Source organism: Cellulomonas sp. A375-1, assembly GCF_001040865.1.
GTDB lineage: Bacteria > Actinomycetota > Actinomycetes > Actinomycetales > Cellulomonadaceae > Cellulomonas > Cellulomonas gelida.
Window position 1 is genome coordinate 25,514 of sequence record NZ_LFKW01000082.1, and the last position, 26,380, is coordinate 51,893.

27 protein-coding genes and 1 pseudogene are annotated in these 26,380 nt (G+C 73.1%); 3 read left to right on the plus strand and 25 right to left on the minus strand.

What is annotated here, in order from left to right; all coding sequences use genetic code 11:
• Positions 1 to 231: 231 nt before the first annotated feature.
• The 16 genes from nucS to rpmE form a co-directional block, all read right to left on the minus strand.
• Entirely contained in the window at positions 232 to 927 is a 696-nt protein-coding gene (gene nucS / locus CWIS_RS09095) for an endonuclease NucS (RefSeq protein WP_048342958.1), read from the minus strand.
• A 37-nt stretch (positions 928 to 964) separates the two neighbouring features.
• Positions 965 to 1,381: a DUF2550 domain-containing protein gene (locus CWIS_RS09100; RefSeq protein ID WP_048342959.1), complete on the minus strand. Its 417-nt coding sequence runs from the start codon at positions 1,379 to 1,381 to the stop codon at positions 965 to 967.
• Positions 1,382 to 1,394: 13 nt separating this feature from the next.
• Positions 1,395 to 1,673 (minus strand): F0F1 ATP synthase subunit epsilon, encoded by a 279-nt coding sequence (locus tag CWIS_RS09105; protein WP_048342960.1) that lies wholly within the window; start codon positions 1,671 to 1,673, stop codon positions 1,395 to 1,397.
• A complete protein-coding gene (gene atpD / locus CWIS_RS09110) occupies positions 1,673 to 3,154 on the minus strand; it encodes a F0F1 ATP synthase subunit beta (RefSeq protein ID WP_048342961.1) in 1,482 nt (493 codons plus the stop codon). The genes CWIS_RS09105 and atpD overlap by 1 nt, the downstream gene beginning before the upstream one ends.
• A 67-nt stretch (positions 3,155 to 3,221) precedes the next feature.
• Positions 3,222 to 4,121 (minus strand): F0F1 ATP synthase subunit gamma, encoded by a 900-nt coding sequence (locus CWIS_RS09115; protein WP_048342962.1) that lies wholly within the window; start codon positions 4,119 to 4,121, stop codon positions 3,222 to 3,224.
• 2 nt (positions 4,122 to 4,123) lie between these two features.
• Positions 4,124 to 5,752, minus strand: a complete 1,629-nt coding sequence (atpA, locus tag CWIS_RS09120) for a F0F1 ATP synthase subunit alpha (protein WP_048342963.1) — start codon at positions 5,750 to 5,752, stop codon at positions 4,124 to 4,126.
• 56 nt (positions 5,753 to 5,808) lie between these two features.
• Entirely contained in the window at positions 5,809 to 6,621 is an 813-nt protein-coding gene (locus CWIS_RS09125) for a F0F1 ATP synthase subunit delta (protein WP_048342964.1), read from the minus strand.
• Complete coding sequence (locus CWIS_RS09130) at positions 6,621 to 7,208, minus strand: F0F1 ATP synthase subunit B (RefSeq protein ID WP_048342965.1); 588 nt, start codon at positions 7,206 to 7,208, stop codon at positions 6,621 to 6,623. The genes CWIS_RS09125 and CWIS_RS09130 overlap by 1 nt, the downstream gene beginning before the upstream one ends.
• Positions 7,205 to 7,450, minus strand: coding sequence for an ATP synthase F0 subunit C (gene atpE / locus CWIS_RS09135; RefSeq protein WP_048342966.1), 246 nt, complete (start codon positions 7,448 to 7,450; stop codon positions 7,205 to 7,207). Before atpE ends, CWIS_RS09130 begins: the two co-directional genes overlap by 4 nt.
• Before the next feature lie 97 nt (positions 7,451 to 7,547).
• Complete coding sequence (gene atpB, locus CWIS_RS09140; RefSeq protein WP_048342967.1) at positions 7,548 to 8,342, minus strand: F0F1 ATP synthase subunit A; 795 nt, start codon at positions 8,340 to 8,342, stop codon at positions 7,548 to 7,550.
• A gap of 155 nt (positions 8,343 to 8,497) precedes the next feature.
• Positions 8,498 to 9,064, minus strand: coding sequence for a hypothetical protein (locus CWIS_RS09145; protein ID WP_229747243.1), 567 nt, complete (start codon positions 9,062 to 9,064; stop codon positions 8,498 to 8,500).
• Entirely contained in the window at positions 9,061 to 10,170 is a 1,110-nt protein-coding gene (locus tag CWIS_RS09150) for an MraY family glycosyltransferase (RefSeq protein WP_048342968.1), read from the minus strand. The genes CWIS_RS09145 and CWIS_RS09150 overlap by 4 nt, the downstream gene beginning before the upstream one ends.
• Positions 10,167 to 10,874: an L-threonylcarbamoyladenylate synthase gene (locus tag CWIS_RS09155; protein ID WP_048342969.1), complete on the minus strand. Its 708-nt coding sequence runs from the start codon at positions 10,872 to 10,874 to the stop codon at positions 10,167 to 10,169. Before CWIS_RS09155 ends, CWIS_RS09150 begins: the two co-directional genes overlap by 4 nt.
• Entirely contained in the window at positions 10,871 to 11,821 is a 951-nt protein-coding gene (gene prmC, locus CWIS_RS09160) for a peptide chain release factor N(5)-glutamine methyltransferase (RefSeq protein ID WP_048342970.1), read from the minus strand. Before prmC ends, CWIS_RS09155 begins: the two co-directional genes overlap by 4 nt.
• On the minus strand, positions 11,818 to 12,903 hold the full coding sequence (gene prfA, locus CWIS_RS09165; RefSeq protein WP_048342971.1) for a peptide chain release factor 1: 1,086 nt from the start codon (positions 12,901 to 12,903) through the stop codon (positions 11,818 to 11,820). Before prfA ends, prmC begins: the two co-directional genes overlap by 4 nt.
• 132 nt (positions 12,904 to 13,035) lie before the next feature.
• Positions 13,036 to 13,248 carry a 50S ribosomal protein L31 gene (gene rpmE / locus CWIS_RS09170; RefSeq protein WP_048342972.1) on the minus strand — a complete coding sequence of 71 codons (213 nt, stop codon included), beginning with the start codon at positions 13,246 to 13,248 and terminating at the stop codon, positions 13,036 to 13,038.
• Between the two features lie 198 nt (positions 13,249 to 13,446).
• Between rpmE and CWIS_RS09175 the strand changes: the two genes are divergently transcribed.
• On the plus strand, positions 13,447 to 14,646 hold the full coding sequence (locus tag CWIS_RS09175) for a glycosyltransferase family 4 protein (protein WP_048342973.1): 1,200 nt from the start codon (positions 13,447 to 13,449) through the stop codon (positions 14,644 to 14,646).
• A gap of 72 nt (positions 14,647 to 14,718) precedes the next feature.
• Here CWIS_RS09175 and CWIS_RS09180 read toward each other — a convergent pair whose 3' ends face one another.
• Positions 14,719 to 15,093 (minus strand): TfoX/Sxy family protein, encoded by a 375-nt coding sequence (locus tag CWIS_RS09180; RefSeq protein ID WP_082156345.1) that lies wholly within the window; start codon positions 15,091 to 15,093, stop codon positions 14,719 to 14,721.
• Between the two features lie 194 nt (positions 15,094 to 15,287).
• Here CWIS_RS09180 and CWIS_RS09185 point away from each other — a divergent pair, with 194 nt between their 5' ends.
• Positions 15,288 to 15,920, plus strand: coding sequence for a DinB family protein (locus CWIS_RS09185; RefSeq protein ID WP_048342974.1), 633 nt, complete (start codon positions 15,288 to 15,290; stop codon positions 15,918 to 15,920).
• Positions 15,917 to 16,501: an NADPH-dependent FMN reductase gene (locus tag CWIS_RS09190; RefSeq protein WP_048342975.1), complete on the plus strand. Its 585-nt coding sequence runs from the start codon at positions 15,917 to 15,919 to the stop codon at positions 16,499 to 16,501. The genes CWIS_RS09185 and CWIS_RS09190 overlap by 4 nt, the downstream gene beginning before the upstream one ends.
• 65 nt (positions 16,502 to 16,566) lie before the next feature.
• On the opposite strand, the gene CWIS_RS09195 is transcribed toward CWIS_RS09190, so the two are convergent.
• The 8 genes and pseudogenes from CWIS_RS09195 to CWIS_RS18780 all read right to left on the minus strand — a co-directional run.
• Positions 16,567 to 17,091, minus strand: coding sequence for a hypothetical protein (locus CWIS_RS09195; protein ID WP_053071643.1), 525 nt, complete (start codon positions 17,089 to 17,091; stop codon positions 16,567 to 16,569).
• 112 nt (positions 17,092 to 17,203) lie between these two features.
• Complete coding sequence (gene rho, locus CWIS_RS09200) at positions 17,204 to 19,090, minus strand: transcription termination factor Rho (RefSeq protein WP_231583753.1); 1,887 nt, start codon at positions 19,088 to 19,090, stop codon at positions 17,204 to 17,206.
• A gap of 374 nt (positions 19,091 to 19,464) precedes the next feature.
• On the minus strand, positions 19,465 to 20,463 hold the full coding sequence (gene thrB, locus CWIS_RS09205; protein ID WP_048342977.1) for a homoserine kinase: 999 nt from the start codon (positions 20,461 to 20,463) through the stop codon (positions 19,465 to 19,467).
• A gap of 10 nt (positions 20,464 to 20,473) precedes the next feature.
• Positions 20,474 to 21,565, minus strand: coding sequence for a threonine synthase (gene thrC / locus CWIS_RS09210; protein ID WP_048342978.1), 1,092 nt, complete (start codon positions 21,563 to 21,565; stop codon positions 20,474 to 20,476).
• Positions 21,565 to 22,890: a homoserine dehydrogenase gene (locus CWIS_RS09215; protein ID WP_048342979.1), complete on the minus strand. Its 1,326-nt coding sequence runs from the start codon at positions 22,888 to 22,890 to the stop codon at positions 21,565 to 21,567. The genes thrC and CWIS_RS09215 overlap by 1 nt, the downstream gene beginning before the upstream one ends.
• Before the next feature lie 186 nt (positions 22,891 to 23,076).
• Positions 23,077 to 25,050 (minus strand): Ig-like domain repeat protein, encoded by a 1,974-nt coding sequence (locus CWIS_RS17615; RefSeq protein ID WP_053071644.1) that lies wholly within the window; start codon positions 25,048 to 25,050, stop codon positions 23,077 to 23,079.
• Between the two features lie 79 nt (positions 25,051 to 25,129).
• Positions 25,130 to 25,762, minus strand: coding sequence for a hypothetical protein (locus CWIS_RS09225; RefSeq protein WP_048342980.1), 633 nt, complete (start codon positions 25,760 to 25,762; stop codon positions 25,130 to 25,132).
• Positions 25,759 to 26,380: pseudogene (locus tag CWIS_RS18780) on the minus strand (hypothetical protein); the annotation flags it as partial. The gene CWIS_RS09225 and the pseudogene CWIS_RS18780, both read right to left, overlap by 4 nt.

The window sequence follows — 26,380 nt, forward strand, 5'->3', positions numbered from 1 at the left end:
CGCCGAGGACCACGGCGTACGACACGACCACGAGCCCGAGCGCGCCGTTCCCCGCGGCCAGCGAGACCGCGGCACCGATCAGCCAGAACAGCACCAGGGCGCGCCACACGATCGCGGCAGCGCGGCGGACGTCGACCTCGGGGGCGCTGCTCGTCATACGCCCCATCATCGCGCCCGGTCCCCGGCGCCGGAAGTGCGCGTGACCGCGACCCGTCCTGTCCGACCAGGGGCTCAGAACAGGCGGGAGTCGACGTCGTCGACGCCGCGCATCGCCTCGTAGTCGAGCGTGAGGCACGCGATCCCGCGGTCGGCGGCGAGGACCCGCGCCTGCGGCTTGATCTCCTGGGCGGCGAACACGCCGCGCACCGGGCTGAGCAGCGGGTCGCGGTTCAGCAGCTCGAGGTAGCGCGTGAGCTGCTCGACGCCGTCGATGTCGCCCCGGCGCTTGATCTCGATCGCGACCGACCCGCCGGTGGGGTCCTTGGCCAGGATGTCGACCGGCCCGATGGCCGTCGGGTACTCGCGCCGGACGAGCACGTGACCGTCGCCCAGCAGCCCGATCTGCGCCGCGAGCAGCTCCTGCAGGTGCGCCTCGACGCCGTCCTTGACCAGCCCGGGGTCCACGCCGAGCTCGTGCGCGCTGTCGTGCAGCACGTCGTAGAGCTCGATCTCGAGCCGGTCGTCCGACTTCTGGTGCTGCACCGTCCACACCTGCGTGACGCCGGCCGCCCGCGACTCGTCGTCGGGCTCGACGACCGCGAGCGAGCACGGCGGGCTCATCCAGTTCAGCGGCTTGTACGAGCCGCCGTCGGAGTGCAGCAGCACGCTGCCGTCGGCCTTGACGACGAGCAGTCGCGTCGCGCGCGGCAGGTGCGCCGAGAGACGCCCGGTGTAGCGGGCGGCGCAGGACGCGACGACGAGACGCACGCGGGATCCTCCGTCAGGTCAGGGGTCGGAGCGGCGGTCAGATGACCGAGCCGACGCGCGACGGCGTCGCCTCGATCCAGGAGGTGAGCCCGGCGTACGCCTCGTGCGACAGCCGCAGCTCGAACTCCACGGGCTTGCCGTTCGACCGGGCGTGGCACGTCACGACGAGCTGGCCCGCGCCCGGTCCCTCGGCGGCACGCCGGGAGACGATCGTGAGCGACTGGCGCTCCCAGCGCCGCGCCGGACGGGGAGCCAGGGACGACGAACGCCACCAGTAGAGCGAGGCCGCACCGTACTGGGCGACCCCGCTCGGCCAGCGCGCACCGTGGCGCAGCCCGCACCGGAACGACCCGACGCGCCGGTCGAGCGTGTGCCGGCGCGACAGCCACAGCCCGAAGCTGCCGATCACGAGCACGACGACCGTCAGAACCGCGACGACGATCTCCCCGGGCACGTGACCTGGCGCCTCAGTGGCCCGTGGACGTCGGGTCGCTCAGCGCGTCGACGACGACCGTGACCGTGTCGGAGTCCACCGACAGGAACCCGCCGTCCACGTGCCAGGCGAGCTGCTCGCCGTCGGTCGTGCGCACGCGCAGCTCGCCCGCGCGCAGCACCGACAGGATCGGCGTGTGCCCGGCGAGGATCCCGATCTCCCCGTCGGCCGCGGGGGCGGAGACCTGGCGGGCCTTGCCCGACCAGACCTTGCCCACCGCGTCGACGAGGTCGACCTCGAGAGAGGACGCCATCAGACCCCGTACTCCTTCTGGATCCGGGCCCAGTTCTTCTCGAGGTCCTCGAGGCCACCGATGTTGAAGAACGCCTGCTCGGCGATGTGGTCGAACTCGCCGGCTGCGATCTTCTTGAACGCCTCGACCGTCTCGGCCACCGGGACCGTCGAGCCGACGACACCGGTGAACTTCTCGGCCATGTAGGTGTTCTGCGACAGGAACTGCTGGATGCGACGAGCCCGTGCGACGACGGTCTTGTCCTCCTCCGACAGCTCGTCGACACCGAGGATCGCGATGATGTCCTGGAGCTCCTTGTTGCGCTGCAGGATCGACTTCACCTGCGTCGCGACGTCGTAGTGCTCCTGGCCCACGTAGCGCGGGTCGAGGATGCGGCTCGTCGAGGCGAGCGGGTCGACCGCGGGGTACAGACCGCGCGAGGCGATCTCACGGCTGAGCTCGGTCGTCGCGTCGAGGTGCGCGAACGTCGTGGCCGGGGCCGGGTCGGTGTAGTCGTCGGCGGGCACGTAGATGGCCTGCAGCGAGGTGATCGAGTGACCACGCGTCGAGGTGATGCGCTCCTGGAGGAGGCCCATCTCGTCGGCCAGGTTCGGCTGGTAGCCGACCGCGGACGGCATGCGGCCGAGCAGCGTCGAGACCTCGGAACCGGCCTGCGTGAACCGGAAGATGTTGTCGATGAAGAGCAGCACGTCCTGGTTCTGCACGTCGCGGAAGTACTCCGCCATCGTGAGTGCCGAGAGGGCCACGCGCAGACGCGTGCCCGGCGGCTCGTCCATCTGGCCGAAGACGAGGGCCGTCTTGTCGAAGACGCCCGCCTCCTCCATCTCGGCGATGAGGTCGTTGCCCTCACGGGTGCGCTCGCCGACACCGGCGAACACCGACACACCACCGTGGTCCTGCGCGACGCGCTGGATCATCTCCTGGATGAGGACCGTCTTGCCGACGCCCGCACCACCGAAGAGGCCGATCTTCCCGCCCAGCACGTACGGCGTGAGCAGGTCGATGACCTTGATGCCCGTCTCGAACATCTGCGTCTTCGACTCGAGCTGGTCGAAGGCCGGGGGCCGGCGGTGGATCGGCCAGCGCTCGGTGACCTCGAACGTCTCGCCCTCGGCGAGGTTGAGCACGTCACCGGTGACGTTGAAGACCTTGCCCTTGGTCACGTCGCCGACGGGCACCGAGATCGGCGCGCCGGTGTCGGTCACGTGCGCACCGCGGACGAGACCGTCCGTCGGCTTGAGCGCGATCGCGCGGACGAGCGAGTCGCCGAGGTGCTGCGCGACCTCGAGGGTCATCCGCAGGACGCCCTCGTCCTCGCCCTGGCTCGACAGGTCGATGTCGACCGTCAGGGCGTTGTAGATCTCGGGGATCTGGTCCGCCGGGAACTCGATGTCCACGACGGGGCCGATCACGCGGGCGACGCGACCGACGCCGGGCGTGCCGGCGGCGGCGGCCGTCTCGTCGACGGTGGTGGCGGTCATGTCTGGCCTGCTTTCTCGTCCCGGGGCGGGTGGACCCCGGCGGGTCTTCGGTTGGCTGTGGTCAGGGTCAGGAGGCCGAGGCGAGCGCGTCGGCGCCCGAGACGATCTCGCTGATCTCCTGAGTGATCTCGCCCTGACGGGCCTGGTTCGCCAGTCGGGTGTACATGCGGATGAGGTCCTCGGCGTTGTCCGTGGCCGTGTGCATGGCCCGCTGACGTGCCGCGAGCTCGGACGCCGCGGCCTGCAGGAGGCTCGCGAAGATCCGGGCGCGGAAGTACCGCGGGAGCAGCGCGTCGAGCACGACCTCGGGGTCGGGCTCGAAGTCGTACAGCGGCAGCGGGCCTCCGTCGCCGGCCGGGGCAACACCCTCGACCACCTCGAGCGGCAGCAGCCGGATCACGCGGGGACGCTGCGTGACCATGTTGACGAACTGCGTGTACACGACGTGCACCTCGGCGACGCCGCCCTCGTCGGCCGGAGCCCGGAAGCGCTCGAGGAGCGCGTCCGCGATCTCCAGCGCCGTCTCGTACTGCGGCGCGTCCGACTGCCCCGTCCACTGGCCCGCCAGCTCGCGCTGCCGGAAGCGGTAGTACGACACCGCGCGGCGCCCGGAGACGAACAGGTCGACCTCGTGCCCCTCGGCCTGCAGCTTCTCGATCTGGCGCTCGGTCTCGCGCAGGACGGTCGCCGAGTAGGCGCCCGCCATGCCACGGTCCGACGCGATGAGCAGCACCGCGACCCGCTTGGTGTCCGTCCGCTTCGCGAGGAAGGGGTGCGAGACGTCCGAGTGCGTGGCCACGGCCGAGACGGCACGGGTGATCGCCCGCGAGTACGGCGACGCCAGGGCCACCCGGTCGCGTGCCCGGCCGATGCGGGAGGCAGCGATCAGCTCCTGCGCCCGGAACATCTTCTTGAGCGACTGGGTGGACTTGATGCGCTGCTTGTAGACGCGCTGCGAACCGGCCATGCTCAGGCCTTCTTCTGCCGGACGATCTGCTCCTGCTCCACCGCGACCGACTCGTCCTCGTCCTCGACGCCGACCAGCGGCGTGCCGTCGAACTTGAGGAAGCCGTTGCGGAACTCGGCGACCGCGTCCGCCAGGGACTGCTCGGTCTGCGACTCGAGCTTGCCCGTGGAGGCGATCGTCGACAGCACGTCCGTGTGGCGACGCAGGTGGTCGAGCAGCTCCGACTCGAAGCGCTTGACGTCCTCGATCGGCACGTCGTCCAGGTGGCCCTTGGTGCCCGCCCAGATGGACGCGACCTGGGACTCGACCGGGTACGGCGTGTACTGCGCCTGCTTGAGCAGCTCGGTCAGGCGAGCACCACGCGCGAGCTGGGCGCGCGACGTCGCGTCGAGGTCGGACGCGAACATCGCGAACGCCTCGAGCGAGCGGAACTGCGCCAGGTCGAGCTTGAGCGTGCCGGAGACCTGCTTCATGGCCTTGATCTGCGCGGCACCACCGACGCGGGACACCGAGATGCCGACGTCGACGGCGGGGCGCTGGTCGGCGTTGAACAGGTCCGACTGCAGGAAGATCTGGCCGTCGGTGATCGAGATGACGTTCGTCGGGATGTACGCCGAGACGTCGTTCGCCTTGGTCTCGATGACCGGCAGACCCGTCATCGAGCCCGCACCCAGCTCGTCGGAGAGCTTGGCACAACGCTCGAGCAGCCGGGAGTGCAGGTAGAAGACGTCACCGGGGTACGCCTCGCGGCCCGGCGGGCGGCGCAGCAGCAGCGACACGGCGCGGTAGGCCTCGGCCTGCTTCGACAGGTCGTCGAACACGATGAGGACGTGCTTGCCGTCGTACATCCAGTGCTGGCCGATGGCCGAGCCCGTGTACGGCGCGAGGTACTTGAAGCCCGCGGGGTCCGAGGCGGGAGCCGCGACGATCGTCGTGTACTCGAGCGCGCCGGCCTCCTCGAGGGCGCCACGCACGGCGGCGATCGTCGAGCCCTTCTGGCCGACCGCGACGTAGATGCAGCGCACCTGCTTGGTCGGGTCGCCGGTCTCCCAGTTCGCCTTCTGGTTGATGATCGTGTCGATCGCGATGGCCGTCTTGCCGGTCTGGCGGTCGCCGATGATGAGCTGACGCTGACCGCGCCCGATCGGGATCATCGAGTCGATCGCCTTGATGCCGGTCTGCAGCGGCTCGTGCACCGACTTGCGGGCCATGACGCCCGGCGCCTGGAGCTCGAGCGCACGACGCGCGGTCGTCTCGATCTCGCCCAGACCGTCGATGGGCTGGCCGAGCGGGTCGACGACGCGGCCGAGGTAGCCGTCACCGACGGGGACCGAGAGCACCTCGCCCGTGCGACGGACCTCCTGGCCCTCCTCGATGCCGGAGAACTCACCCAGCACGACGACGCCGATCTCGCGGACGTCGAGGCTGAGCGCGAGGCCGAGCGTGCCGTCCTCGAACCGCAGCAGCTCGTTGGCCATGGCACCGGGCAGGCCCTCGACCTGCGCGATGCCGTCGCCAGCGAGGGTCACGCGGCCCACTTCTTCGGCCACGGCGCCCGAGGGCTCGTAGCTCTTCACGAAGCTGTCCAGCGCGGCGCGGATCTCCTCCGGCCTGATCGTCAGCTCAGCCATTGCTCTCTCCTGTCATGGGGCCTGCACACGCAGGCTCCGCGTTCTGGGGTGCCGGTTCAGCCGGCGAGTCGTCGTCGGGCGTCGGCGAGCCGGGACAGCACGGTCGAGTCGACGACCTGCGCTCCCACCTGGATGCGCAGACCACCGAGCACGTGCGGGTCGAGGATCACGTTGAGCTGGATCTCGCGGCCGTAGGCCTGGCGCAGGATCTGCGCGAGCCGGTCCTGCTGCGCCGAGGTGAGCTCGGACGCCGTCGTGATGGTCGCGACCTCGCGCTTGCGGCGCTCGGCGATCAGGTCGCCGACGTGCCCGAGCGTGGCCAGGTACCGCCGGCCGCGCGACGCGGACGCCGCCCGACGGGCGATGATCGCCGTGACCTCGCTCGCCCGGCCGGCCAGGATGGCGTCGACCAGACCTGCACGAGCGTCACCGGGGATCGCGGAGTCGTACAGGGTCCGGTTGACCTCGCGCTGACCGATCAGCGCGCGCGTCAGCCGGAACAGCTCTGCCTCGACCTGCGCGAGGGCGCCCTCGTGCTCGGCGCGCGCCAGCACGGCCATGAAGCCGAGCCGCTCGAGCGCCTCGGCCAGGTCGGCGTCCGCCGACCAGCGCTGGCGCACGGCGTCCTGGGCGACCGCGACGACCCGGGGGTCGGCAGCACCGAGGAGCTGTCCTGCGAGCCGTGCCTTCGCCTCGCCGTCGACCGACGGGTCGCCGAGGGTCCGGCGCAGCGAGCCCGACGAGTCGAGCGCGTCGACCACGGCGAACAGCTGCTCGCCGAGGTCGGACGCCGCCGACCCGGCGGAGGCGAGAACCGGCTCGAACCGCTCCTCGACCGCCGCCAGCGACGCACGCGACGTCCCGCGCATCAGCGCCCCTGCCCGCTCGTGGTCGCCGACGTCGCCTCGAGCTCGTCGAGGAACCGGTCGACGACGCGCGAGCGCCGGACCTCGTCCTCGAGCGACTCGCCGACGATCTTCGCGGCGAGCTCGGTCGCGAGCGTGCCGACGTCCGTCCGCAGCTGCACGGCGGCCTGCTGGCGCTCGGCCTCGATCTGACGCTGCGCGGTCTCGGTGACCCGCGCGGCCTCGTCCTGAGCCCGCGTGCGCAGCTCGGCCACGATCTGCCCGCCCTCGGTGCGTGCGTCCTCACGGATGCGCGCGGCCTCGGCACGAGCCTCGGCGAGCTGCAGGTGGTACTCGTCCAGCGCGGCGGCTGCCTCGGCCTGCGCCTGCTCGGCCTTGGCGAGGCCGCCCTCGATCTTCTCCGTGCGCTCGTCCAGCACCTTCTGCAGGGCGGGCAGGGCGTACTTGAAGAACGGGATCGCGATGAGCAGCAGGACGACGGCCGACCAGAAGATGTCGTAGCCCTCGGGAAGCAGGAGCTGGATGCCCTTGATCTCCTCCGAGCCCTCCGCGGCCGTCACGACAGCCGCGGTGATCGCGGCCGGGCTCACGGGAAGAGGAACCCGGTGATGAGGCCGAGGAGGCCCAGGACCTCGACGAAGCCGATACCGATGAACATCGTCGTGCGCAGCTGACCGGCGACCTCGGGCTGACGTGCGATGCCCTCGATCGTCTTGCCGATCAGGATGCCCAGGCCGATGCCGGGGCCGATGACCGCGAGGCCGTAGCCGATGGTCGCGAGGTTGCCCGAGACGGCGTTCTCGGCCGCGAGGATGGTCTCCGCAAGAGCCACGATTGCTCGTTCCTTCCGTTGGGTACCCGACCGGTCGGCCGGCTACTCGTTCGTTGGTGGGGACCGCGACGGGGCCCCGACTGGACGTGCTAGGGGGTCAGTGCTCTTCCTCGACGGACAGGCTGATGTAGACGGCCGTCAGGACGACGAAGATGTAGGCCTGCAGCGCGCCGACGAACATCTCGAAGAGCGTCATCGCGAAGCCGGCGGCGAAGGTCAACGCACCGAAGGACTTCATGATCCCGGTGGCGTCGAACAGGAAGTACTGCGTGGCCGAGAAGCACAGCACCAGCATGAGGTGCCCGGCGACCATGTTGGCCATGAGTCGGATCGCCAGCGTGGCGGGCCGCAGGATGAACACCGTGAGGAACTCGATCGGCGTCAGCAGCACGTACATGAACCACGGCACGCCGGGCGGGAAGAGGCTCGCCTTGAGGAAGCCGCCGAGGCCCTGAGCGCGGACGCCCGCCGAGAGGTACCGGACGTAGGCCCACGCCGCGAGCAGCAGCGGCAGGCCGATCAGCGCGGTGCCGGCCATGTTGAGGCCCGGGACGACGCTCGTCAGGTTGAACGCGAGGATCGCGAAGAACATCGTCGTCAGCAGCGCGGTGTGCTCGCGCGCCCGCTCCTTGCCGAGGATCTGCTCGGCGACCTGCACCCGCACGAAGTCCAGACCCATCTCCACGACGTTCTGGAACCGGCCCGGCACAAGCTTGGCGCGGCGCGCGGCGATCACGAACACGACCACGATCGCGACCGCGGCGATCAGCCGGACCAGCTGGATCCGGTTGAACTCGAAGATCGTCCCCTCCCACAGCACCGGCGGCGGGAAGAAGTCCGCGATCGACGGCGCGTGGAAGCCGCTGCCTCCCTCGTCGGACGCGAGTGGCATGAGGGTCGCGAGGCTGGACAGGGTGCGCTCCTGGTGGTCGTTGGCGCCGGTGCCGGGGCGTCGTCGCGGGCACGCGATCGGCGTCGGCCGTCGGGGTCGGGAGGAAGCCTAACTCATCCACGGCCGTGGACAGGCCGTGATCCAGGACTGTCGTCCTACGATTCCGACGGGGTCGTGCCCGAGGCTGATGGGTCGACGTACGGGATGCGCGCACGCGTCACCGCGCGGTAGTCCAGGTAGGCCGATCCGAGCACTCCGACCAGCAGGACGACCGCCAGCACCTGGCGTGAGTAGAAGTCCTGGTCGCGCAGGATCGCGAGCACGACGATCACCACGATCACCTTCGCGAGCCACGTCCCCATCACCACGGCGGCCATCACCTGGGCGTTCGAGTGCGCGGTCCGCAGCATCGCGACGATCGTCGTCCCGGAGAACACCAGGGCGAGCCCCACGCCGATCAGCGCGCCCCACACCCCGGCGCTGCCGGCGACGAGCCAGCCGATCGGGACGCCGAGCACGAGCAGCCCGCCGAGCAGCCAGAGCATGGTGCGCAGCGACGTGCGGAAGACGTCCTCGGCCGACGTGTCGCGCCGGGTGCCCGCCGCGTCGTCGTCGGTCGTGTCGCCAGGCACCTGCCCGGGCGCGACGGTCGGGCCGGTCGGGTCGGTCGTGCCGGTCGGGTCGACGTCCGGCTCGTGGTCGGAGCTCGTCGGCTCGCTCATGCGGTCCCCAAGGGTGTGCGGTGCGACCGGCCGCGCAGCGGCCCGATGGTCAGCAGGACGGCGACGACGACGGCCGCGGCGAAGATCCACAGCACCGTCGTCGTCGAGAACACGACGAGCGCGCCCACGCCGTAGGCGAAGACGGCCGTCCAGACGTACATGATCGCCACCGCGCGGCGGTGGCTGTGCCCGAGCGCGAGCAGCCGGTGGTGCAGGTGCAGGCGGTCGGGGTGGAACGGGGACTTGCCCTGGATCGTGCGGCGCACGATCGCCAGGCCCATGTCGAGCAGCGGCAGCAGCAGCACCGCGATCGGCAGGAGCACGGGCAGGAACGCGGGGAACGACTGCCGGCGCGAGATCTGCTCGGGGTCGATCTGCCCCGTCACGACGATCGCCGCGGCCGAGAGCACGAACCCGAGCAGCATCGCGCCCGAGTCCCCCATGAAGATGCGCGCGGGGTACACGTTGTGCGGCAGGAACCCGATGCACGCACCGACGAGCGCCGCCAGGACGAGCGCCGACAGGCTCGCGTAGTCACCCGACGTCGCCCTCGTGAGCAGGTAGCAGTAGAGGAAGAACGCCCCGCCGCCGATCGCGAGCACACCGGCGGCGAGCCCGTCGAGCCCGTCGACGAAGTTCACCGCGTTCATCGCGACGACCACGGTGACGATCGTCAGGAACGTCCACATGCGTGTCGAGCTGACCGTGACCCCGCCGAGCGGCAGCTGGTAGAGCTGCACGCCCTGCCACGCGAGGAACCCGGCGGCGAGCACCTGCCCCATGAGCTTGGTGAGCCAGTCGAGGTCCCAGATGTCGTCGGCCACGCCGAGCAGCACGACCAGGCCCGCGCCGCCGACGATCCCGATCAGCGCGCGCGGGTTGTCGTAGACGCCCGCGAGGAACGGCAACGGGCTGGCCAGCACGATCGCCACGACGATGCCGAGGAACATCGCGAGACCGCCGAGCCGGGGCGTGGGCACGGCGTGCACGTCACGGTCGCGGACGGCCGTGATCGCGCCCCAGCGCAGCGCGCACCACCGCGCGAGCGGCGTCATGACGTACGCCACCGCCGCGGCGATGATGCCGACGAGCAGGTAGACCCTCACCCGGCGGCACCGGCCTCGGGTGCGTCGGGCGCCTCGGGCGCCGCCGCCGGGAGCCGGCCGTCCGTGCCGTGCACGGGCGCGATCGTGTTGAGGTCCTCGAGCGTGATCGCACCCTGGCGCACGACCTGCAGCCGTGGCCCGGTCGCGTCGACGATCGTCGAGGCGACCTGCCCGGGCGAGTCGCCCGCGTCGAGGTACACGCGCACGCTGTCGCCCAGCATGCGGTGCGCCTCGGCCGCCGTCAGGGCAGCCTCCTCGCCCGTGCGGTTGGCGCTCGAGACGGCCATCGGGCCCGTGCGCTTGAGCAGGGCGCGCGCGGTGGCGTGGTCGGGCACACGCAGCGCGACGGTGCCGTGCGTCTCGCCCAGGTCCCACGCGAGCGACGGCTGCGCGCGCACGATGAGCGTCAGGCCGCCGGGCCAGAACGCCTCGGCCAGGAGGCGCGCGTGCGCGGGGACGTCGGTCGCGAGCCCGTCGAGCGTGCGGACGTCGGCGATCAGGACCGGCGGCGGCATCTGCCGTCCGCGGCCCTTCGCGTCGAGCAGCGCCTGGACGGCCGGCGGGGAGAACGCGTCGGCGCCGATCCCGTAGACGGTGTCGGTCGGCAGGACGACGAGGCCGCCGTTGGCGATCACGTCGACCGCCTCGTCGAGCGCCGGGCCCCAGGTCGCCGCGTCGTGGGCGGGCAAGGTGCGCGCAGTCACGCGTTGGATCCTGCCACGTGCGGGCGGGTGCTCCGACGCGCGACGAGCATCCGGGGCCGTCCGGTCAGGTCGGGCAGGGTCGCGATCTCGACGAACGCGCCCGTGCCGGCCGCCGCGACGCGGGCCTCGACGTCCTGCACCTCGGCGTGCTCCATGACGAGCAGGCCACCGGGCGCGAGCAGGCGCTGCGCCGCGGCGATCACGGCACGCGGGACGTCCAGCCCGTCGGCACCCCCGCCGTACAGCGCGAGGTCGGGGTCGTGGTCGCGGACCTCGGGCTCGCGCGGCACGGCGTCGGGCGGCACGTACGGCGGGTTGGAGACGAGCACGTCGACCTTCCCGACGAGGTCGGCGAGCAGCGCGGGGTCGCGCACGTCCCCCTGCTCGACGCGCAGGCGCAGCGTGCCGACGGCCCCGCTGTTCGCGCGCGTGAGCGCGACCGCCTCCGACGACAGGTCGACGGCGACGACCTGCGCCCCGGGCACCTCGGTGTCGACCGACAGCGCGATCGCTCCCGTGCCGCAGCACAGGTCGACGACGACCGGGCTGCCACCGGCCGCGACCAGCCGCGTCGCCTCGTCGATCGCGACCTGCGCGACCACCTCCGTCTCGGGGCGGGGCACGAACACCCCGGGCTCGACGCGCAGCGTCAGGTAGCGGAACACGGTCGACCCGAGGATGTGCTGCAGCGGCTCGCGCCCGCGCCGACGTTCGACGAGCGCGGCCAGCTCCTCGACGAAGCCGTCGGGTGCGACCTGCGGTGCGAGCGCGAGCTCGAGGTGCGGCACGCCGAGCGCGAAGGCCGCCAGGGCCACGGCGTCGACGCGCGGCGAGGGGACGCCCGCCTCGTCGAGCACGCGCGCGGCCGCCTCGACCAGAGCGCGCACGCCCGGCGCCCGCCGCTGCTCGTCGGGCACCTGCACGACGAGCGGCTCGTCGCGGCTCATGCGCCCGCCTCCGCGAGCCGTGCGGACTCGTCGGCCTCGATCGCGGACGCGATCACCGGCCCCAGGTCACCCGCCAGCACCGCGTCGAGGTTGTACGCCTTGTACCCCGTGCGGTGGTCCGCGATGCGGTTCTCGGGGAAGTTGTACGTCCGGATGCGCTCGGACCGGTCGACCGTGCGCACCTGGCTGCGCCGCGCCTCGCTCGCCGCCGCCGCGGCCTCCTCCTGGCGCGCCGCGAGCAGTCGCGCGCGCAGCACGCGCATGGCCTGCTCACGGTTCTGCAGCTGGGACTTCTCGTTCTGCATCGACACGACGATGCCCGTGGGCACGTGCGTGATGCGCACGGCCGAGTCGGTCGTGTTGACGGACTGGCCGCCGGGGCCCGACGAGCGGTAGACGTCGATCCGCAGGTCGTTGGGGTCGATCTCGACCTCGCCCTCGTCGTCCGCCTCCGGGAAGACGAGCACGCCCGCGGCCGACGTGTGGATGCGCCCGGCCGACTCCGTGACGGGCACGCGCTGCACGCGGTGAACGCCGCCCTCGTACTTCAGGTGCGCCCACACCCCGTCCTCGGGGGCGACCGCGCCGCGCGCCTTGACCGCGACCTGCACGTCCTTGAGCCCGCCGAGGTCCGAGGGCGTCGACTCGAGCACCTGGGTCGCCCAGCCCTGCTGCTCGGCGTAGCGCAGGTACATGCGCAGGAGGTCGCCCGCGAACAGCGCCGACTCCTCGCCGCCCTCGCCGGCCTTGATCTCGAGGATCACGTCACGTGAGTCGTCCGGGTCGCGCGGGATCAAGACCTCGCGCAGCCGCGCGGCGGCCTCGTCGGCGGCGGCGCGCAGCGCGGGGAGCTCGGCAGCGAACGACGCGTCCTCGTCCGCGAGCTCGGCGGCGGCCGCCGCGTCGTCGGACGCCGAGCGCCACGCGCGGTAGGCCTGGGCGACCCGACCGAGCTCGGCATACCGACGGCCGAGGGTCCGGGCGCGGCCGGCGTCGGCGTGGACCGCGGGGTCCGAGAGCTGCGCCTCGATCTGCGCGTGCTCGGCGAGCAGCGCCTGCGCGGCGGCGAACTGCTCGCTCACGGGGTCTCCCTCTGGGGTGCGGACGTGCGACGGGGCACGCGACGCACCCCGGGAACGACGCAGCGCCGGTGCCCTCGCGGACACTGCCATGGAGGGCAGTCGTCCGCGCCGGGCACCGGCGCTGCGAAGGTGCTAGTTGGCCTTCTTGCCGTAGCGCGCCTCGAACCGGGCCACGCGGCCACCGGTGTCGAGGATCTTCTGCTTGCCCGTGTAGAACGGGTGGCAGGCGCTGCAGACGTCGGCGTGGATCTTGCCGCTCGTCACGGTGCTGCGGGTGACGAACGTGCTGCCGCACGTGCACGTCACCTCGGTGACGACGTACTCGGGGTGGATGTCAGACTTCACGAGAGCTCTCCTTGGTGGGATGTCTCCGGGTCCCGGCGCGAGGCGCGCGCGGGTGAACCGCAGACCAGCGAACCATCATGCCAGAACGAGACGTGCGCTCGAAATCTTCCCCGGTGACGTGGACCCACCCGCGGCCGCCGCGTCCGGCGGGCGTGAGCCGTCGGCACCCGTCCCGCCCGCCCTCTCTAGGATGCTCAGGTGCCGTCCCCCCACCGTGAGCGCCTCGTCGTCGGGCTCGTCATCGACGACAACCTCGACCGTCCCGACGGCGTGCAGCAGTACGTCCTGACGCTCGGGGCCGAGCTCACGCGACGCGGGCACGAGGTGCACTACATCGCGTCCACGACCGTGCGCACCGACCTGCCGAACCTGCACGTCATCGGGCGCAACGTCGGGGTGACGTTCAACGGCAACCGGCTCAACACCCCGCTGCCCGCGTCACGCGCCCAGGTCCGCGACCTGCTCGCCCGGGTGCCGTTCGACGTCCTGCACGTGCAGATGCCCTACTCCCCCGTGCTCGCCGGGGCGCTGGTCTCGGCCGCGCCCGCGCGCACCGCGGTCGTCGGGACGTTCCACATCTACCCGCACTCGTGGTGGGTGACGGCCGGCACGCGCGCGCTCGGGCTCGTCGAACGGCGGCGCCTGCGCCGGTTCGGCACCGTGTTCGCGACGTCGGAGGCCGCCTCGGCGTTCGCCCGGGCGACGTTCGGGGTGCCGACGACGGTGCTCGGGAACCCGGTCGACGTCGCGCGGTTCCGGCCATCACCAGACGAGCGATCACCAGACGAGCCATCGCCCGACGGGCCGTCGCCCGACGGGCCGTCGCCCGACCGCCCCGTGCGCATCGTGTTCCTGGGGCGTCTGGTGCCGCGCAAGGGCCCGCGCGAGCTGCTCGCCGCGGCCGTCGCGATGACCCGCGCGGGCACGCAACGGCCCTGGACGCTCACGCTCGCGGGGCGGGGACCGCTGCACGACGAGCTCGCGGCGACGGTCGCGCGCGAAGGGCTGACCAACGTCGACCTGCCCGGCTTCGTCGCCGAGGAGGACAAGGCCGCGCTGCTGGCCGACGCGGACGTCGTCGCGCTGCCGTCCACGGGTGGCGAGAGCTTCGGCATCTCCGTCGTCGAGGCGCTCGCGGCCGCACGCGGCGTGGTCCTCGCCGGCGACAACCCCGGCTACCGCACGACCATGGCGGGCCTCGAGCGCCAGCTGCTCGACCCGGCCGACACCGCGACGTTCGCGCACACGCTCGGCCGGTGGGTCGACGACCCGCAGGGACGGGCCGAGATCGCCCAGCGCCAGCGATCCGCCGCGGCACGGTTCGACACGCCGCGGATCGCCGACGAGGTCGAGCGGGGCTACCGGGCAGCGCTCGCCGCAGCACGCGCGGCGCTCTGACGGAAGCATCGCCTGCGCGGGCCCCGCACGTGCGGTCAGCGCGGGGTCAGCCGGCGGGCACGGAGGCAGCGTTCAGCGTGCGGGCACGGACGCAGCGGTCCGCGCGCCGATCGCGACCCACCGGCCGAGCACCGCGTCGTCGACGAGCTCGGCCGTGTCGACCACGACCCACCCGCGCAGGTCCGACCCGCGCATCTGCATCGGCCGCACCCCCGCGCTCGCGAGGAGCTCACCCCGGTGCTCGAGCGGGACGCGCACCATGAGCCCGCCCGAGCGCGTGCTCACGACGACCGCCATCCTGCCGTCGAGCAGGAACGCCAGCCCGCCGAACATGCGCTTCTCCGTGACCACGGGCTCGTCGTCCCGCGACCCCGCTCCGGCGGCGCGCGCCCGCAGGTGGTCCGCGAGCGCGGCCCGCACGCGTGCCCCCAGTGTCTCGTCGACCATCGGTCCCCCTCGTCCCGTCGCGTCCGGACCATGGTGCCCTCGGGGGCGCCGACGCGGAAGACGCCCGGCTGGGCGACGTGACGCTGCGCTCTCGGTGTGCGGGACCGCGGGCGTGTCAGTGGCCACCCCCAGGATGCGGAGGTCGGTGCGAGGGCCCAGATTGGGAGTACTCCCGCCGCAGGACCGGAGGAACGATGACGACCACCGAGCGCGCCGCGGGCACGGTCGCCGACGAGCGGGCGGTGCTGCTGCGCTACCTCACGGACGCGCGCGAGTCGCTCGTCTGGAAGCTCGACGGCCTGTCCGAGCGCGACGCGCGCTGGCCGACGACGCCGACGGGCACCAACCTGCTCGGCCTGGTCAAGCACGCCACGAGCGTGGAGATCGGCTACTTCGGCCCGACGTTCGGGCGCGCGTGGACCGGGCCGGACTTCGAGTGGATGCACGACGACGCGCCCGTGAACGCCGACATGTGGGCGACCGCGCAGGAGTCCGTGCCGTCCCTGGTCGAGCTGTACCGGTCGGTGTGGGCGTTCGCGGACGAGCTGCTGGCGAGCGCCCCGCTGGACCTGGTCGGCCGGGTGCCGTGGTGGCCCGCCGCGCGGGCACAGGTCACGCTGCGCGAGGTCGTGGTGCACGTCACGAGCGACCTGACCCGGCACGCCGGGCACGCCGACATCGTCCGCGAGCTCCTCGACGGCGCGGTCGGCCTGCGCCCGCAGGCGCTGAACGTCCCTGAGCAGTCCGCTCAGGACTGGGCCGACTACGTGCGCGACCTGCGCGCGCTCGCCGACTCGTTCGCCACCACACCCAGGGGTACGCCATGACCTACCGGATCGGCTACTTCGTCGGCAGCCTGTCGAGCACCTCGATCAACCGCGTGCTGTCTCGCGCACTGATCGGGCTGGCTCCCCCGTCGCTCGAGTTCAGCGAGATCGCCATCCGCGACCTGCCGCTGTACAGCGCCGACCACGACCAGGACTACCCGCCCGTGGCTCGAGCGCTCAAGGAGGCGATCGAGTCCTCCGACGGCATCCTGTTCGTCAGCCCCGAGTACAACCGCTCCATCCCCGGCGCGCTCAAGAACGCGATCGACTGGGGCTCACGCCCGTGGGGCACCAACTCGTTCGCGCGCAAGCCCACGGGGATCGTCGGGGCGTCGATCGGCGCGATCGGCACCGCGGTCATGCAGTCGTCGATGCGCAGCGTGCTGAGCTTCCTCAACGCCCCCCAGCTCAACGCGCCCGAGGTCTACCTGACGTTCCGGCCCGAGCACTACGGCGACGACGGGACCGTGCACGACGAGTCGACCGCGGACTTCCTGCGCCACTACATGGAGGAGTACGCCGCGTTCGTCGAGCGCGTCCTGTCGGTCACGGCGCCGGGTCACATCGGCGACCGCGACTGACGGGCTCCTCCCCGCCCCAGGTCGCGCCGCCGATCGCGCCAGGGCGGGTGCGGGCCGCGTCGCCGTCAGGCGGGGATGCCGGCCTCCTCGCGCACGGAGTCGTGCCACGCGACCAGAGCCTCACCCGCGTCGCCCACGCAGCGGCGGAACGCGCGCGGGCGCAGCGTGCGCGGCGTCAGGTCGAGCCACCCCGCGACGAGCATGCCCGGCAGCCCCGCCGGCGCGCGCACGTGGTCCCGACGACCGCTCTTGTCCTGGGAGGTGAACCGCGCGACGACGACGTGGCGGCCGGAGCGGCGCAGCACCAGGACGGGGCGGTCCTTGGCGCCCGTGCCGTCGTCGAACGGCACCAGGGCGTACCAGACCTCCCCGGGGCGCGGGGCGCGGCGGCCCCGGCGGGATCCACCGCGCCGCTTCCGGCGCACGAGCGCGCGCAGGATGAGCAGCACGAGCACGAGCACGGCCACGCCGGCCGATCGTTGCGGGGTCGTGAGGTCGGCGAACCACTGCTGCAGCGTCTCGACCACCGCCGCGACGAGCCCGTCGTCGGGCTCGGTCACGGTCGGCGAGCTCCAGGGCATCGTGCGCATGCGACTGCATCGACGACGCGGCCGTCAGCCTTGAGCCCCGCACGCCCGAGATGGACGGGCACGACGAAGGCCGCGACCCGGGGGCGCGGCCTTCGTCGTCGGTGAGCGGAGGTCAGACCGTGCGGCCCGCGTTCTCCTGGCCCCAGCTGCCCGGGGTGGTCTTCTGGACCTGCAGGAGGAACTCCACGTTGGACTTCGTCTCCTTGATCTTGCCCGTGAGCAGCTCGATCGCCTGCTGCTGGTCGAGCGCACCGAGCACCCTGCGCAGCTTGTAGACGATCTGCAGCTCGTCGCGCGACATGAGGAGCTCCTCGCGGCGCGTGCCCGAGGCGTTGACGTCGACCGCCGGGAAGATGCGCTTGTCCGCGAGCGAGCGGGACAGGCGCAGCTCCATGTTCCCGGTGCCCTTGAACTCCTCGAAGATGACCTCGTCCATCTTGGAGCCGGTCTCGACGAGCGCGGACCCGAGGATCGTCAGCGAGCCACCGTTCTCGATGTTGCGCGCGGCGCCGAAGAACTTCTTCGGCGGGTAGAGCGCGGAGGCGTCGACACCACCCGACAGGATGCGGCCCGATGCCGGCGCGGCCAGGTTGTAGGCGCGCGACAGACGCGTGATCGAGTCGAGCAGCACCACGACGTCCTGGCCGAGCTCCACGAGACGCTTGGCGCGCTCGATCGCGAGCTCGGCGACGATCGTGTGGTCCGAGGCGGGGCGGTCGAACGTCGAGGCGATGACCTCGCCCTTGACCGTCCGCTCCATGTCCGTGACCTCCTCAGGGCGCTCGTCGACGAGCACGACCATGAGGTGGACCTCGGGGTTGTTCGTGGTGATCGCGTTCGCGATCTGCTGCATGATGATCGTCTTGCCGGCCTTGGGCGGCGCGACGATGAGGCCGCGCTGACCCTTGCCGATCGGAGCGACGATGTCGATCACGCGCGGCGTCAGACGGCCCGGGTCGGGCGTCTCGAGGCGCAGCCGCTCCTGCGGGTACAGCGGCGTGAGCTTGGTGAACTCAGGCCGCTCGCGGGCCTCGTCGGGCGACAGGCCGTTGACCGAGTCCAGGCGCACGAGCGCGTTGAACTTGTTCGGCCGGTTGCCCTGCGCGGGCTGCTCGCCCTCGCGGGGCTGGCGCACCGCACCCGTGATCGCGTCGCCGCGGCGCAGGCCGCTCTTCTTGACCTGGCCGAGCGAGACGTACACGTCGTTCGGGCCGGGCAGGTAGCCCGTGGTCCGCACGAACGCGTAGCTGTCGAGGATGTCGAGGATGCCCGCGACCGGCAGCAGCACGTCGTCGTCGGCGAGCTCGATCTCGTCGAGGCCCGACAGGTCCGGCTGACCGGTGCGACCGCCGGTACGACCGCGCTTGCGGTCCCGGTCGCGGTAGCGGTCACGCGAGCGGCGACGACGACCGCCGCGCTCCTCGTCGTCGTCCTGCCCGCCCTGGCCGTTCGGGGCGCCGGCGCCCTGGGCGCCCGGCGCGTTCTGCTGACCGGCCTGACGCGGCTGCTCGCCCTGCCCGCGCTGCTGGTTGCGCTGGCCCTGACGCTCGCCGTCGCCCTGCGTGTCGGGAGCACCCGACCCGCGGCCCGCACGACGCGACCGACGCTCGCCCTGCTCGCCCACCGCTTCGACGGCCTCCGCCGCACGCTGCGCGCGGTCGTCGCCGCGGCTCGCGCGGTCCGGGGCCTCGGCCGAGGCGACCTTGGCGTCGAGCGCGGCCTCGAGACCGGCGAGTGCGTCGGTGGCCGGTCCCTGCTCGCGGCGCGCGCCGCGCGACCGCTGCGGGCGACGCTCGGCACCCTCGCCGCGCTGCTCGCCGGCCTCGGCGGGCGGTGCGGCCGGGGCCTCGGTCATCTGCTCCTTGACGGGGGCGACGGCCTGGTCACGTCGCGCGTCGAGGGCGCGGGAGCGCGATCCGCCGCGGGCGGCGTTGATCGCCTCGACCAGGTCGCCCTTGCGCATCTTCGAGGTGCCCTTGACGCCCAGCCCCGAGGCCATGGCCTGGAGCTCGGGCAGCCGGAGCGCCGCGATCGACCCGCCGGTCTGGTTGGTGTCTGTCACGAAGGACCCTTCCCCCTCGTCGGAGGCCTCGCCCGGTTCTCGGGCGACGGCCGGCGTCTCGTCGTCGGATGCGGTTCACCCGTCAGCGAGGCGGTGCTGGAAGCCACACGCGCGACTCACGACAATGTCGGCGACACGTTCAGGCTGGGGTGTTCCCGGATGGTCGACTCGCCTGAGGCACGGCCGCGGACCTGGAGAGGAGCTGACCTGTTCAGGAGCGGCGCGCGACCCGGAGGATGTGGTCCGGGGAACGCGACGATGCTACCACTGTCGACCTCACCGACCGCCCGGATGACCCCCGGCCACGGCCGTCACCCGATCGGGTGCTCGCCCACCACGAGCCGCGCCCCGGACGGGTCGACCGCGAGCGGACGGATGATCCAGCCGCCCAGGACGCCACCGAACGCCTCGGCGATCGCCGCGTCCGCGTCCGTGCCCCGGGCCCGCTCGTCGTCGGCTCCGGCGGCGGCTCCCGCGCCCGGCGCCGAGCCGTTCTCGAGGCGACGCGCGAGCGCGAGCACGGTCGGCCCGGCGCCCGAGACGACCGCCGCGACCCCCCGCGCACGCAGCGCGTCGACGAGCGCGAGCGAGTCCGGCATGACCGCGCGCCGGTACTCCTGATGGAGCTTGTCGACCGTCGCGTCGAGCAGCAGGTCCGGCCGACGACCGAGCGCCTGGACGAGCAGCGCGGAACGGCCGGCCTGGAACGCGGCGTCGGCGTGCGGGACGTGTGCGGGCAGCACGTCGCGCGCGGCCTTCGTCGACAGGTGCGTCGGCGGGATCATGACCACGGGTGCGATGTCGAGGTGCACCTCGACCTGCGTCGCCCCGACCCCGCCGGTGGCGTTGGTCCACGCGACGGTCGCACCGCCGAGGATCGCCGGTGCGGCGTTGTCCGGGTGCCCCTCCATCTGCGTCGCGAGCGCGAGCACGGTCGCGTCGTCGAGCGCCTCGGGCTCGGAGATCAGGCCGCGTGCCGCGACGATGCCCGCGACGACGGCCGCCGCCGACGAGCCGAGGCCGCGTCCGTGCGGGATGGCGTTGCGGCAGGTCAGCGCGAGGCCCGCCTGAGGAGCGCCCACGTGGTCGAGCGCGACGCGGATCGCGCGCACGACGAGGTGGCGCTCGTCGTCAGGCACCGTGCCGGCACCCTCGCCCTCGACCACGACCTCCACGCCCGCGGACGCGACGGCGCGCACCTCGAGCTCGTCGTGCAGGGCCAGGGCGACGCCCATCGCGTCGTAGCCCGGCCCGAGGTTCGCCGAGGTCGCCGGGACGCGCACCCGGACACGGTCGGCCCGCAGTCGCACGACCGTCGCCTCAGCCCAGGCCGAGCGCGTCGGCGATGGACACGACGTCCGCGCTCACGCGCACGAGGTCCACGTCGCCGCCGTCCGGGCGACGCAGCGCCCACTGCGGGTCCTTCAGGCCGTGGCCCGTCACCGTGATCGTGATGCGCGCACCGGCGGGCACGCGGCCCTCGTCGGAGAGGCGCAGCAGACCCGCGACGCCCGCGGCGGACGCGGGCTCGACGAACACGCCGACCTCGGCCGACAGCACGCGGTGGGCGCGCAGGATCTCCTCGTCGGTCACCGACTCGATGAGGCCGCCCGAGACGTCGCGCGCCTCCTCGGCCTGCTTCCACGACGCGGGGTTGCCGATGCGGATCGCGGTCGCGATCGTCTCGGGCTCGTCGACGGGGTGACCGAGCACGATCGGCGCGGCACCCGCGGCCTGGAAGCCCCACATGACCGGCGTGCGCGTCGCGACCGCGCCGTGAGCCGCGCCGTCGTCGAGGCCCGCGTACTCGCGGAAGCCCTTCCAGTAGGCGGTGATGTTGCCCGCGTTGCCGACCGGCAGGACGTGGATGTCGGGTGCGTCGCCGAGCGCGTCGACGATCTCGAACGCGCCGGTCTTCTGGCCCTGGATACGGTCGGGGTTCACCGAGTTCACGAGCTCGACCGGGTAGGACTCGGCGAGCTTGCGGGCCGCGATCAGGCAGTCGTCGAAGTTGCCGTCGACCTGCAGCAGGCGTGCGCCGTGCGCGACGGCCTGGCTGAGCTTGCCCATCGCGATCTTGCCGTCCGGCACGAGCACCGCGCACACCATGCCCGCGCGCGTCGCGTACGCCGCCGCCGAGGCCGACGTGTTGCCCGTCGACGCGCACACGACCGCCTTCGCGCCGCGCGCGGCCGCCGCCGAGATCGCGGTCGTCATGCCGCGGTCCTTGAACGAGCCCGTCGGGTTCATGCCCTCGAACTTCACGTACACGTCTGCACCGGTGCGCACGCTGAGGGCGGGCGCGGCGATCAGGGGCGTACCGCCCTCGAACAGCGTGACCGGGTGGGTCGTGAGGTGCGCGGGCAGGCGGTCGGCGTACTCGGCGATGACGCCGCGCCACTGGTGGGCCATCAGGCTCCTTCGACTCGCAGGACGGACACGACGTCACGCACGACGTCGAGGTCGGTGAGCGCGGCCACCGTGGCCGCGAGCGCGCGCTCGGGCGCGGCGTGGGTGGTGATGAGCAGGCGCGCGAGGTCCGTGCCGTCGCCGCTGCCGTCGGCCCGGCCGTCCGCGCTCTGCCGGACCGCCTCGATCGACACGTCGTGCTCGGCGAGGGCCGCCGCGACCTGTGCGAGCACGCCCGGGCGGTCGTCGACGTCCAGGCGCACCTGGAAGCGCGTGCGCGCGGCGTCGGCCGGCAGCACGGGCAGCGCCGCGTACGACGACTCGACCGGTCCGCGCCCGCCGAGCACGCGGTGCCGCGCGACGGAGACGAGGTCTCCCAGGACGGCCGACGCGGTGGGCGCGCCGCCCGCGCCGCGCCCGTAGAACATGAGCTCGCCGGCGGCCTCGGCCTCGACGAACACCGCGTTGAACGCGCCGCGCACACCGGCGAGCGGGTGCTCGTCAGGCACGAGTGCGGGGTGCACGCGCACCTGGATGCCCGCGACGTCGTCGGACGTGTTGCGCTCGGCGATCGCGAGCAGCTTGATCGTGTGGCCCGTGCGCTTCGCCCACGCGACGTCGGCGGCGGTCACGGACGTGATGCCCTCGCGTGCGACGTCGTCGATCGAGACGCGCGTGTGGAACGCGAGCGACGCGAGGATCGCGGCCTTGGCCGCCGCGTCGAACCCCTCGACGTCCGCGGTCGGGTCCGCCTCCGCGTAGCCGAGCGCCTGCGCCTCCTTGACGGCCTGCTCGAGCTCGAGGCCCTCGGTCGCCATGCGGTCGAGCACGTAGTTGGTGGTCCCGTTGACGATGCCCAGCACGCGCTGCACCTGGTCGCCCGCGAGCGACTCGCGCACGGGGCGGACGATCGGGATCGCACCGGCCACCGCGGCCTCGAAGTACAGGTCGACACCCGCCGCGTCCGCGGCCTTGTAGAGCGTCGGGCCGTCCTGCGCGAGCAGCGCCTTGTTGGCGGTGACCACGCTCGCGCCGTGCTCGATCGCGCGCAGGATCAGCGAGCGGGCCGGCTCGATGCCGCCCATCACCTCGACCACGACGTCCGCGCCGTCGACGAGCGACTCGGCGTCGTCGGTCAGCAGGTCGGCGAGCGGCGTCCCGGTCACGCCCTCACGCGGTGCGGCAGCGTCGCGGACCGCGATCCCGACGAGCTCGAGCGACGTGCCGACGCGCGGCGCGAGCTCCTCGGCGTGCTCGAGCAGACGCCGGGCGACCTGCGTGCCGACGACCCCGCAACCGAGCAGGGCGACCTTCAGGGGGGCGGGCACACGACCTCCGGTGCTCTCGTCGGGAACTGCGCACAGGATAGGGCGCGCGCGTGGCCGCCCGTGCGGACGTCCGGTCGGCAGGACGCGGCGTCGTCGCCCCGCACGTGGGGTCCACGCGCGCGGCGCCGGGACGCCGCAGGGGCGGTCGGGAGACCCCGACCGCCCCTGCGTCCTGCGGGAGTCCGCTCAGACGACCTTGAGCGAGACCGTCCTGCTCGACGCCTTGACGTTCGACGAGCCCGCGTACGTCACCTTCACCGTGTACGTGCCCTTGGTCGTGAGCTTCGGCAGCGTGACCGTGCGGGTGCCGCCCTGCAGCGTGACCGTCTTCGTGGCGTACGACGTGCCGTTGCGCGTGACCTGGACCGTCACCTTGCCCGTCGGCACCGTGCCGGTCGCCTTCACGGTCACGACGACCGTGGCGCGCACCGTGGTCGTGACGGTCGCCGCCTTGACGGTGATCGCGCTGGTCGCCTTGGCCACCGTGCGCGTCGAGCTCACCTTGGCTGCGTCGAGCTGGCTGCTGCCGCCGTAGGAGACGGTCAGCGTGCGGGAGCCCGCCGCGAGGGTCTTCGGCACCGTGAGCGAGGCATTGCCGCCCGAGAGCGTGCCGGTCGCCAGGACCTTGGTGCCGTGCAGGAGCGTGACCTTGCCCGTCGCGGCCACCGGTCCGGTGACGGTCACCGCCACCTTCGCCGACCTGCCGTGCGTGAGCGACGGCCAGGTCGCGGCGACCTTGGCGGCGCCCTTGGCGACCGTCACGACGGCGCTCGTCGTCGCCGGGGCGTAGTCGATGTCGCCGAGGAACGCGACGGTCATCGTGTGGGTGCCGGCCGCCAGCGGCTTGTCGAGCGCCACCGTCACGGCACCGTCCGCGACAACGCCCCGGCCGCGCACGACGCCCTTGGCGTCCCGCACCTCGACGTCCCCGACGGGCGCCGAGGCGTCGACCGCGGAGACCGTGGCCCGTACGACCGGCAGCGCACCGACGACGGAGCGGGAGCTGCTCGCGACGACCTCGGTGCCGAGCTTCGAGAACTCGACGGGCGTGAAGGTCTCGAACGCGGGCGTGGCCGCGCTGCCGCCCGGGTAGGTGTAGATGCCGAACCGGCCCGCGCTGACCTTGCCGGCCGCGGCGGCGAGCGCCGCGGCGCGGTCGACCGTGAGGGTCGCGGTGAACGTGCCGTCGGGGCGCAGCTCGACGCCGCCGCTCGCCGCGCCGCCGATCGTCGGGACGTCCGCGGCCAGGACGGCCCACGCCGTGGCGGCGGCGGGACGGCTCGCCGACGTGGCGCCCTGCGACGGACGCCACGTCGTGGCGAAGTACCCGAACGCCACGTAGGCACCGCCGGGCTTGCCTGCGAGCGGGGGTCGGGCCGCGAGCGACGCCTGCGGGACGAAGCCCGAGCCCTCGACCGTCACGGTCGCCGATCCGTCGCGCTCGAAGCTCGTCCGCGAGACCGCGACCGTGGGCGTCGCGGTCTCGAGCGAACCCGAGATGTCGTCGAGGAGCTCACCCACCGGGTAGAGCGGCACGGCGGCGCGGCCCGCCGCGGTCAGCGTGAGCCCCGTCCCGGTGAACGTCGCACCGGTGGCCGTGGTCGTCACCGCGAGGTGGCCGATGTTCGCGATCGCGACGTCGTCCGCCTGGTACTCGCCCGCCTCGAACCCGGCGAAGCCCGACGTGACGACGGTGCGCGCGTCGGCCGTCACGACGGCCTGGGTGCCGACCGTCCCGATGCGCACGTCGCTCAGCGAGATCGTGAAGTAGTGCGAGGGGAAGCTGTAGGTGACCCCGCCGTCGGAGTCGAGCGTCAGCGCCGCGGGGTCGAACGACCCGGCGTTCACCGGGAACACGTACGGGCGGGCCTCCCCGACGCCGGGCTCGGCGAACGTCGCGGGCGCGGTCAGCACCACGCGCTCACCGACCGGCTCGGTGTTCAGCCCACTCGCGACGTACGTGCGGAAGCTCTGCTTGAAGCCCCACGTGAGGCTCCCCGAGGACACCACGCGGGGCGCGTCCGCGGCGCTCGCCGGGACGGCCGCAGCGGCGACCAGGGCGGTGGCTCCGAGGGCGGTGGCTCCGAGGGCGGTGGCCGTGGCGGCGGCCACGAGGCGCCGAGTCCAGGCCTGACCGCGGGTGGCGGTACGTGTGAACATCCGAGTCCCTTCGTCGTGCGCCGCAGGACAGGTCAGGGCGCGCTGGTAGGAGGCTAGCCGAAGTTAGGTAATCCTTGCCTTACTCGACGCTGTGCGGCACGTCACGCCGCCGCCGCAGCACGACGACCGCCCCGGCCGCCACGGCGGCGAACGCGCCGACCACGAGCGCGCCGACCACGAGCCCCCACGGACCCGCGTCGGACGCGCCCGGTGCCTCGACCGTGAGCACCACTCGCAGGGCGAGGCGGCGTTCGACGGCCAGGCCGCCCTGCTCGTCGGGCGCGGTCGTCACGACAGCCGCGACGTACGTGCCGGGGGCCGCGTCGGGTGGCACGACGACGTGCACGGGGACGCCGACGTCCTCGCCGGCCGCGAGCGTCACCGGCTCGACGGGCACCGAGACCCACGCCGCCGGTCCGGTCCGGGTGTCCGCGACCTCGAGCGCGCCGTCGGCGCCCGCGCGCGTGTCGGAGGCCGACACCGCGAGCTCGAGCGTCCGGCCGCCCTCGTTCCGCACGACGACCGCGTCGTCGACCTCGTCGCCCGCGCGCAGCACGTGCTCGAGCACCGCCGAGCCGTCGCGCGGCCGGACCGACCAGCTCGCCTCGTCGGACGCCCCCGCCGAGACCGCCGGGAGCAGGACCCCGAGCGCGACGGAGAGGACCGCGAGCCCGGGGACGACGAGCCCGCGCGGCCGCACCGCTGACGTCATCCGAGCGCCGTGATCGTCAGGACCGTCTCGTACCGGCCGGGCGCCGCGCCGTCGGGGACCCGCAGCGTGAGGCCTGCGGTCACGCGGACCGTGCGCTCGCCGCGCGCCGCGCCGCCGACGACCAGCGTGCGTGGCGAGGCCAGCCCGCCACCGGTGACCGTGGACGGCGTGATCGCGCGGCCTGCGCGCACCCCGGCCACGGGCTCCAGCAGCGAGGGCTGCCAGCCGAGGTGCTGCGCACCGAGGACGTGCGCGCCGTCGTGCGTGGTGAACGGGCGGGCCCGGCCCGAGAGCGTGAAGCCGGGGCTGCCCGGGCGGGTGTCGGTGATCGTCACGGCCGGCAACGTGCCGGTGGCGGTGAACGCGCCGTCGGCCGTCGTCGCCGTGCCGAGGCTCGCCGTGGCGTCGGCGAACGACCACGTGAGGGCGCCGGGCTCGGCCGGTGCCGTCGGCGTCGGGCCGGGCGTCGGGCCCGCGGTCGGCGTCGGGGCCGGGGTCGGCGTGGTCGACGGGTCGGGGTCCGGCCCGTCGAGCGTGAAGCCCACGTCGACCGGCAGCGCCGGCTTGGAGTCCTGCGTGCCCTGGCAGCCGGTCGAGTAGAAGTGCGTCTGCAGGCTC

Excerpts from the sequence above, each read along its gene's own strand:
- CWIS_RS09105 (WP_048342960.1), bottom strand. The coding sequence starts at position 1,673 with ATGGCGTCCTCTCTCGAGGTCGACCTCGTCGACGCGGTGGGCAAGGTC.
- atpD (WP_048342961.1), bottom strand. The coding sequence starts at position 3,154 with ATGACCGCCACCACCGTCGACGAGACGGCCGCCGCCGCCGGCACGCCC.
- CWIS_RS09115 (WP_048342962.1), bottom strand. The coding sequence starts at position 4,121 with ATGGCCGGTTCGCAGCGCGTCTACAAGCAGCGCATCAAGTCCACCCAG.
- atpA (WP_048342963.1), bottom strand. The coding sequence starts at position 5,752 with ATGGCTGAGCTGACGATCAGGCCGGAGGAGATCCGCGCCGCGCTGGAC.
- CWIS_RS09125 (WP_048342964.1), bottom strand. The coding sequence starts at position 6,621 with ATGCGCGGGACGTCGCGTGCGTCGCTGGCGGCGGTCGAGGAGCGGTTC.
- atpB (WP_048342967.1), bottom strand. The coding sequence starts at position 8,342 with ATGCCACTCGCGTCCGACGAGGGAGGCAGCGGCTTCCACGCGCCGTCG.
- CWIS_RS09145 (WP_229747243.1), bottom strand. The coding sequence starts at position 9,064 with ATGAGCGAGCCGACGAGCTCCGACCACGAGCCGGACGTCGACCCGACC.
- prmC (WP_048342970.1), bottom strand. The coding sequence starts at position 11,821 with ATGAGCCGCGACGAGCCGCTCGTCGTGCAGGTGCCCGACGAGCAGCGG.
- CWIS_RS09180 (WP_082156345.1), bottom strand. The coding sequence starts at position 15,093 with ATGGTCGACGAGACACTGGGGGCACGCGTGCGGGCCGCGCTCGCGGAC.
- CWIS_RS09185 (WP_048342974.1), top strand. The coding sequence starts at position 15,288 with ATGACGACCACCGAGCGCGCCGCGGGCACGGTCGCCGACGAGCGGGCG.
- CWIS_RS09190 (WP_048342975.1), top strand. The coding sequence starts at position 15,917 with ATGACCTACCGGATCGGCTACTTCGTCGGCAGCCTGTCGAGCACCTCG.
- CWIS_RS09195 (WP_053071643.1), bottom strand. The coding sequence starts at position 17,091 with ATGCGCACGATGCCCTGGAGCTCGCCGACCGTGACCGAGCCCGACGAC.
- rho (WP_231583753.1), bottom strand. The coding sequence starts at position 19,090 with ATGGCCTCGGGGCTGGGCGTCAAGGGCACCTCGAAGATGCGCAAGGGC.
- thrC (WP_048342978.1), bottom strand. The coding sequence starts at position 21,565 with ATGGCCCACCAGTGGCGCGGCGTCATCGCCGAGTACGCCGACCGCCTG.
- CWIS_RS17615 (WP_053071644.1), bottom strand. The coding sequence starts at position 25,050 with ATGTTCACACGTACCGCCACCCGCGGTCAGGCCTGGACTCGGCGCCTC.
- CWIS_RS09225 (WP_048342980.1), bottom strand. The coding sequence starts at position 25,762 with ATGACGTCAGCGGTGCGGCCGCGCGGGCTCGTCGTCCCCGGGCTCGCG.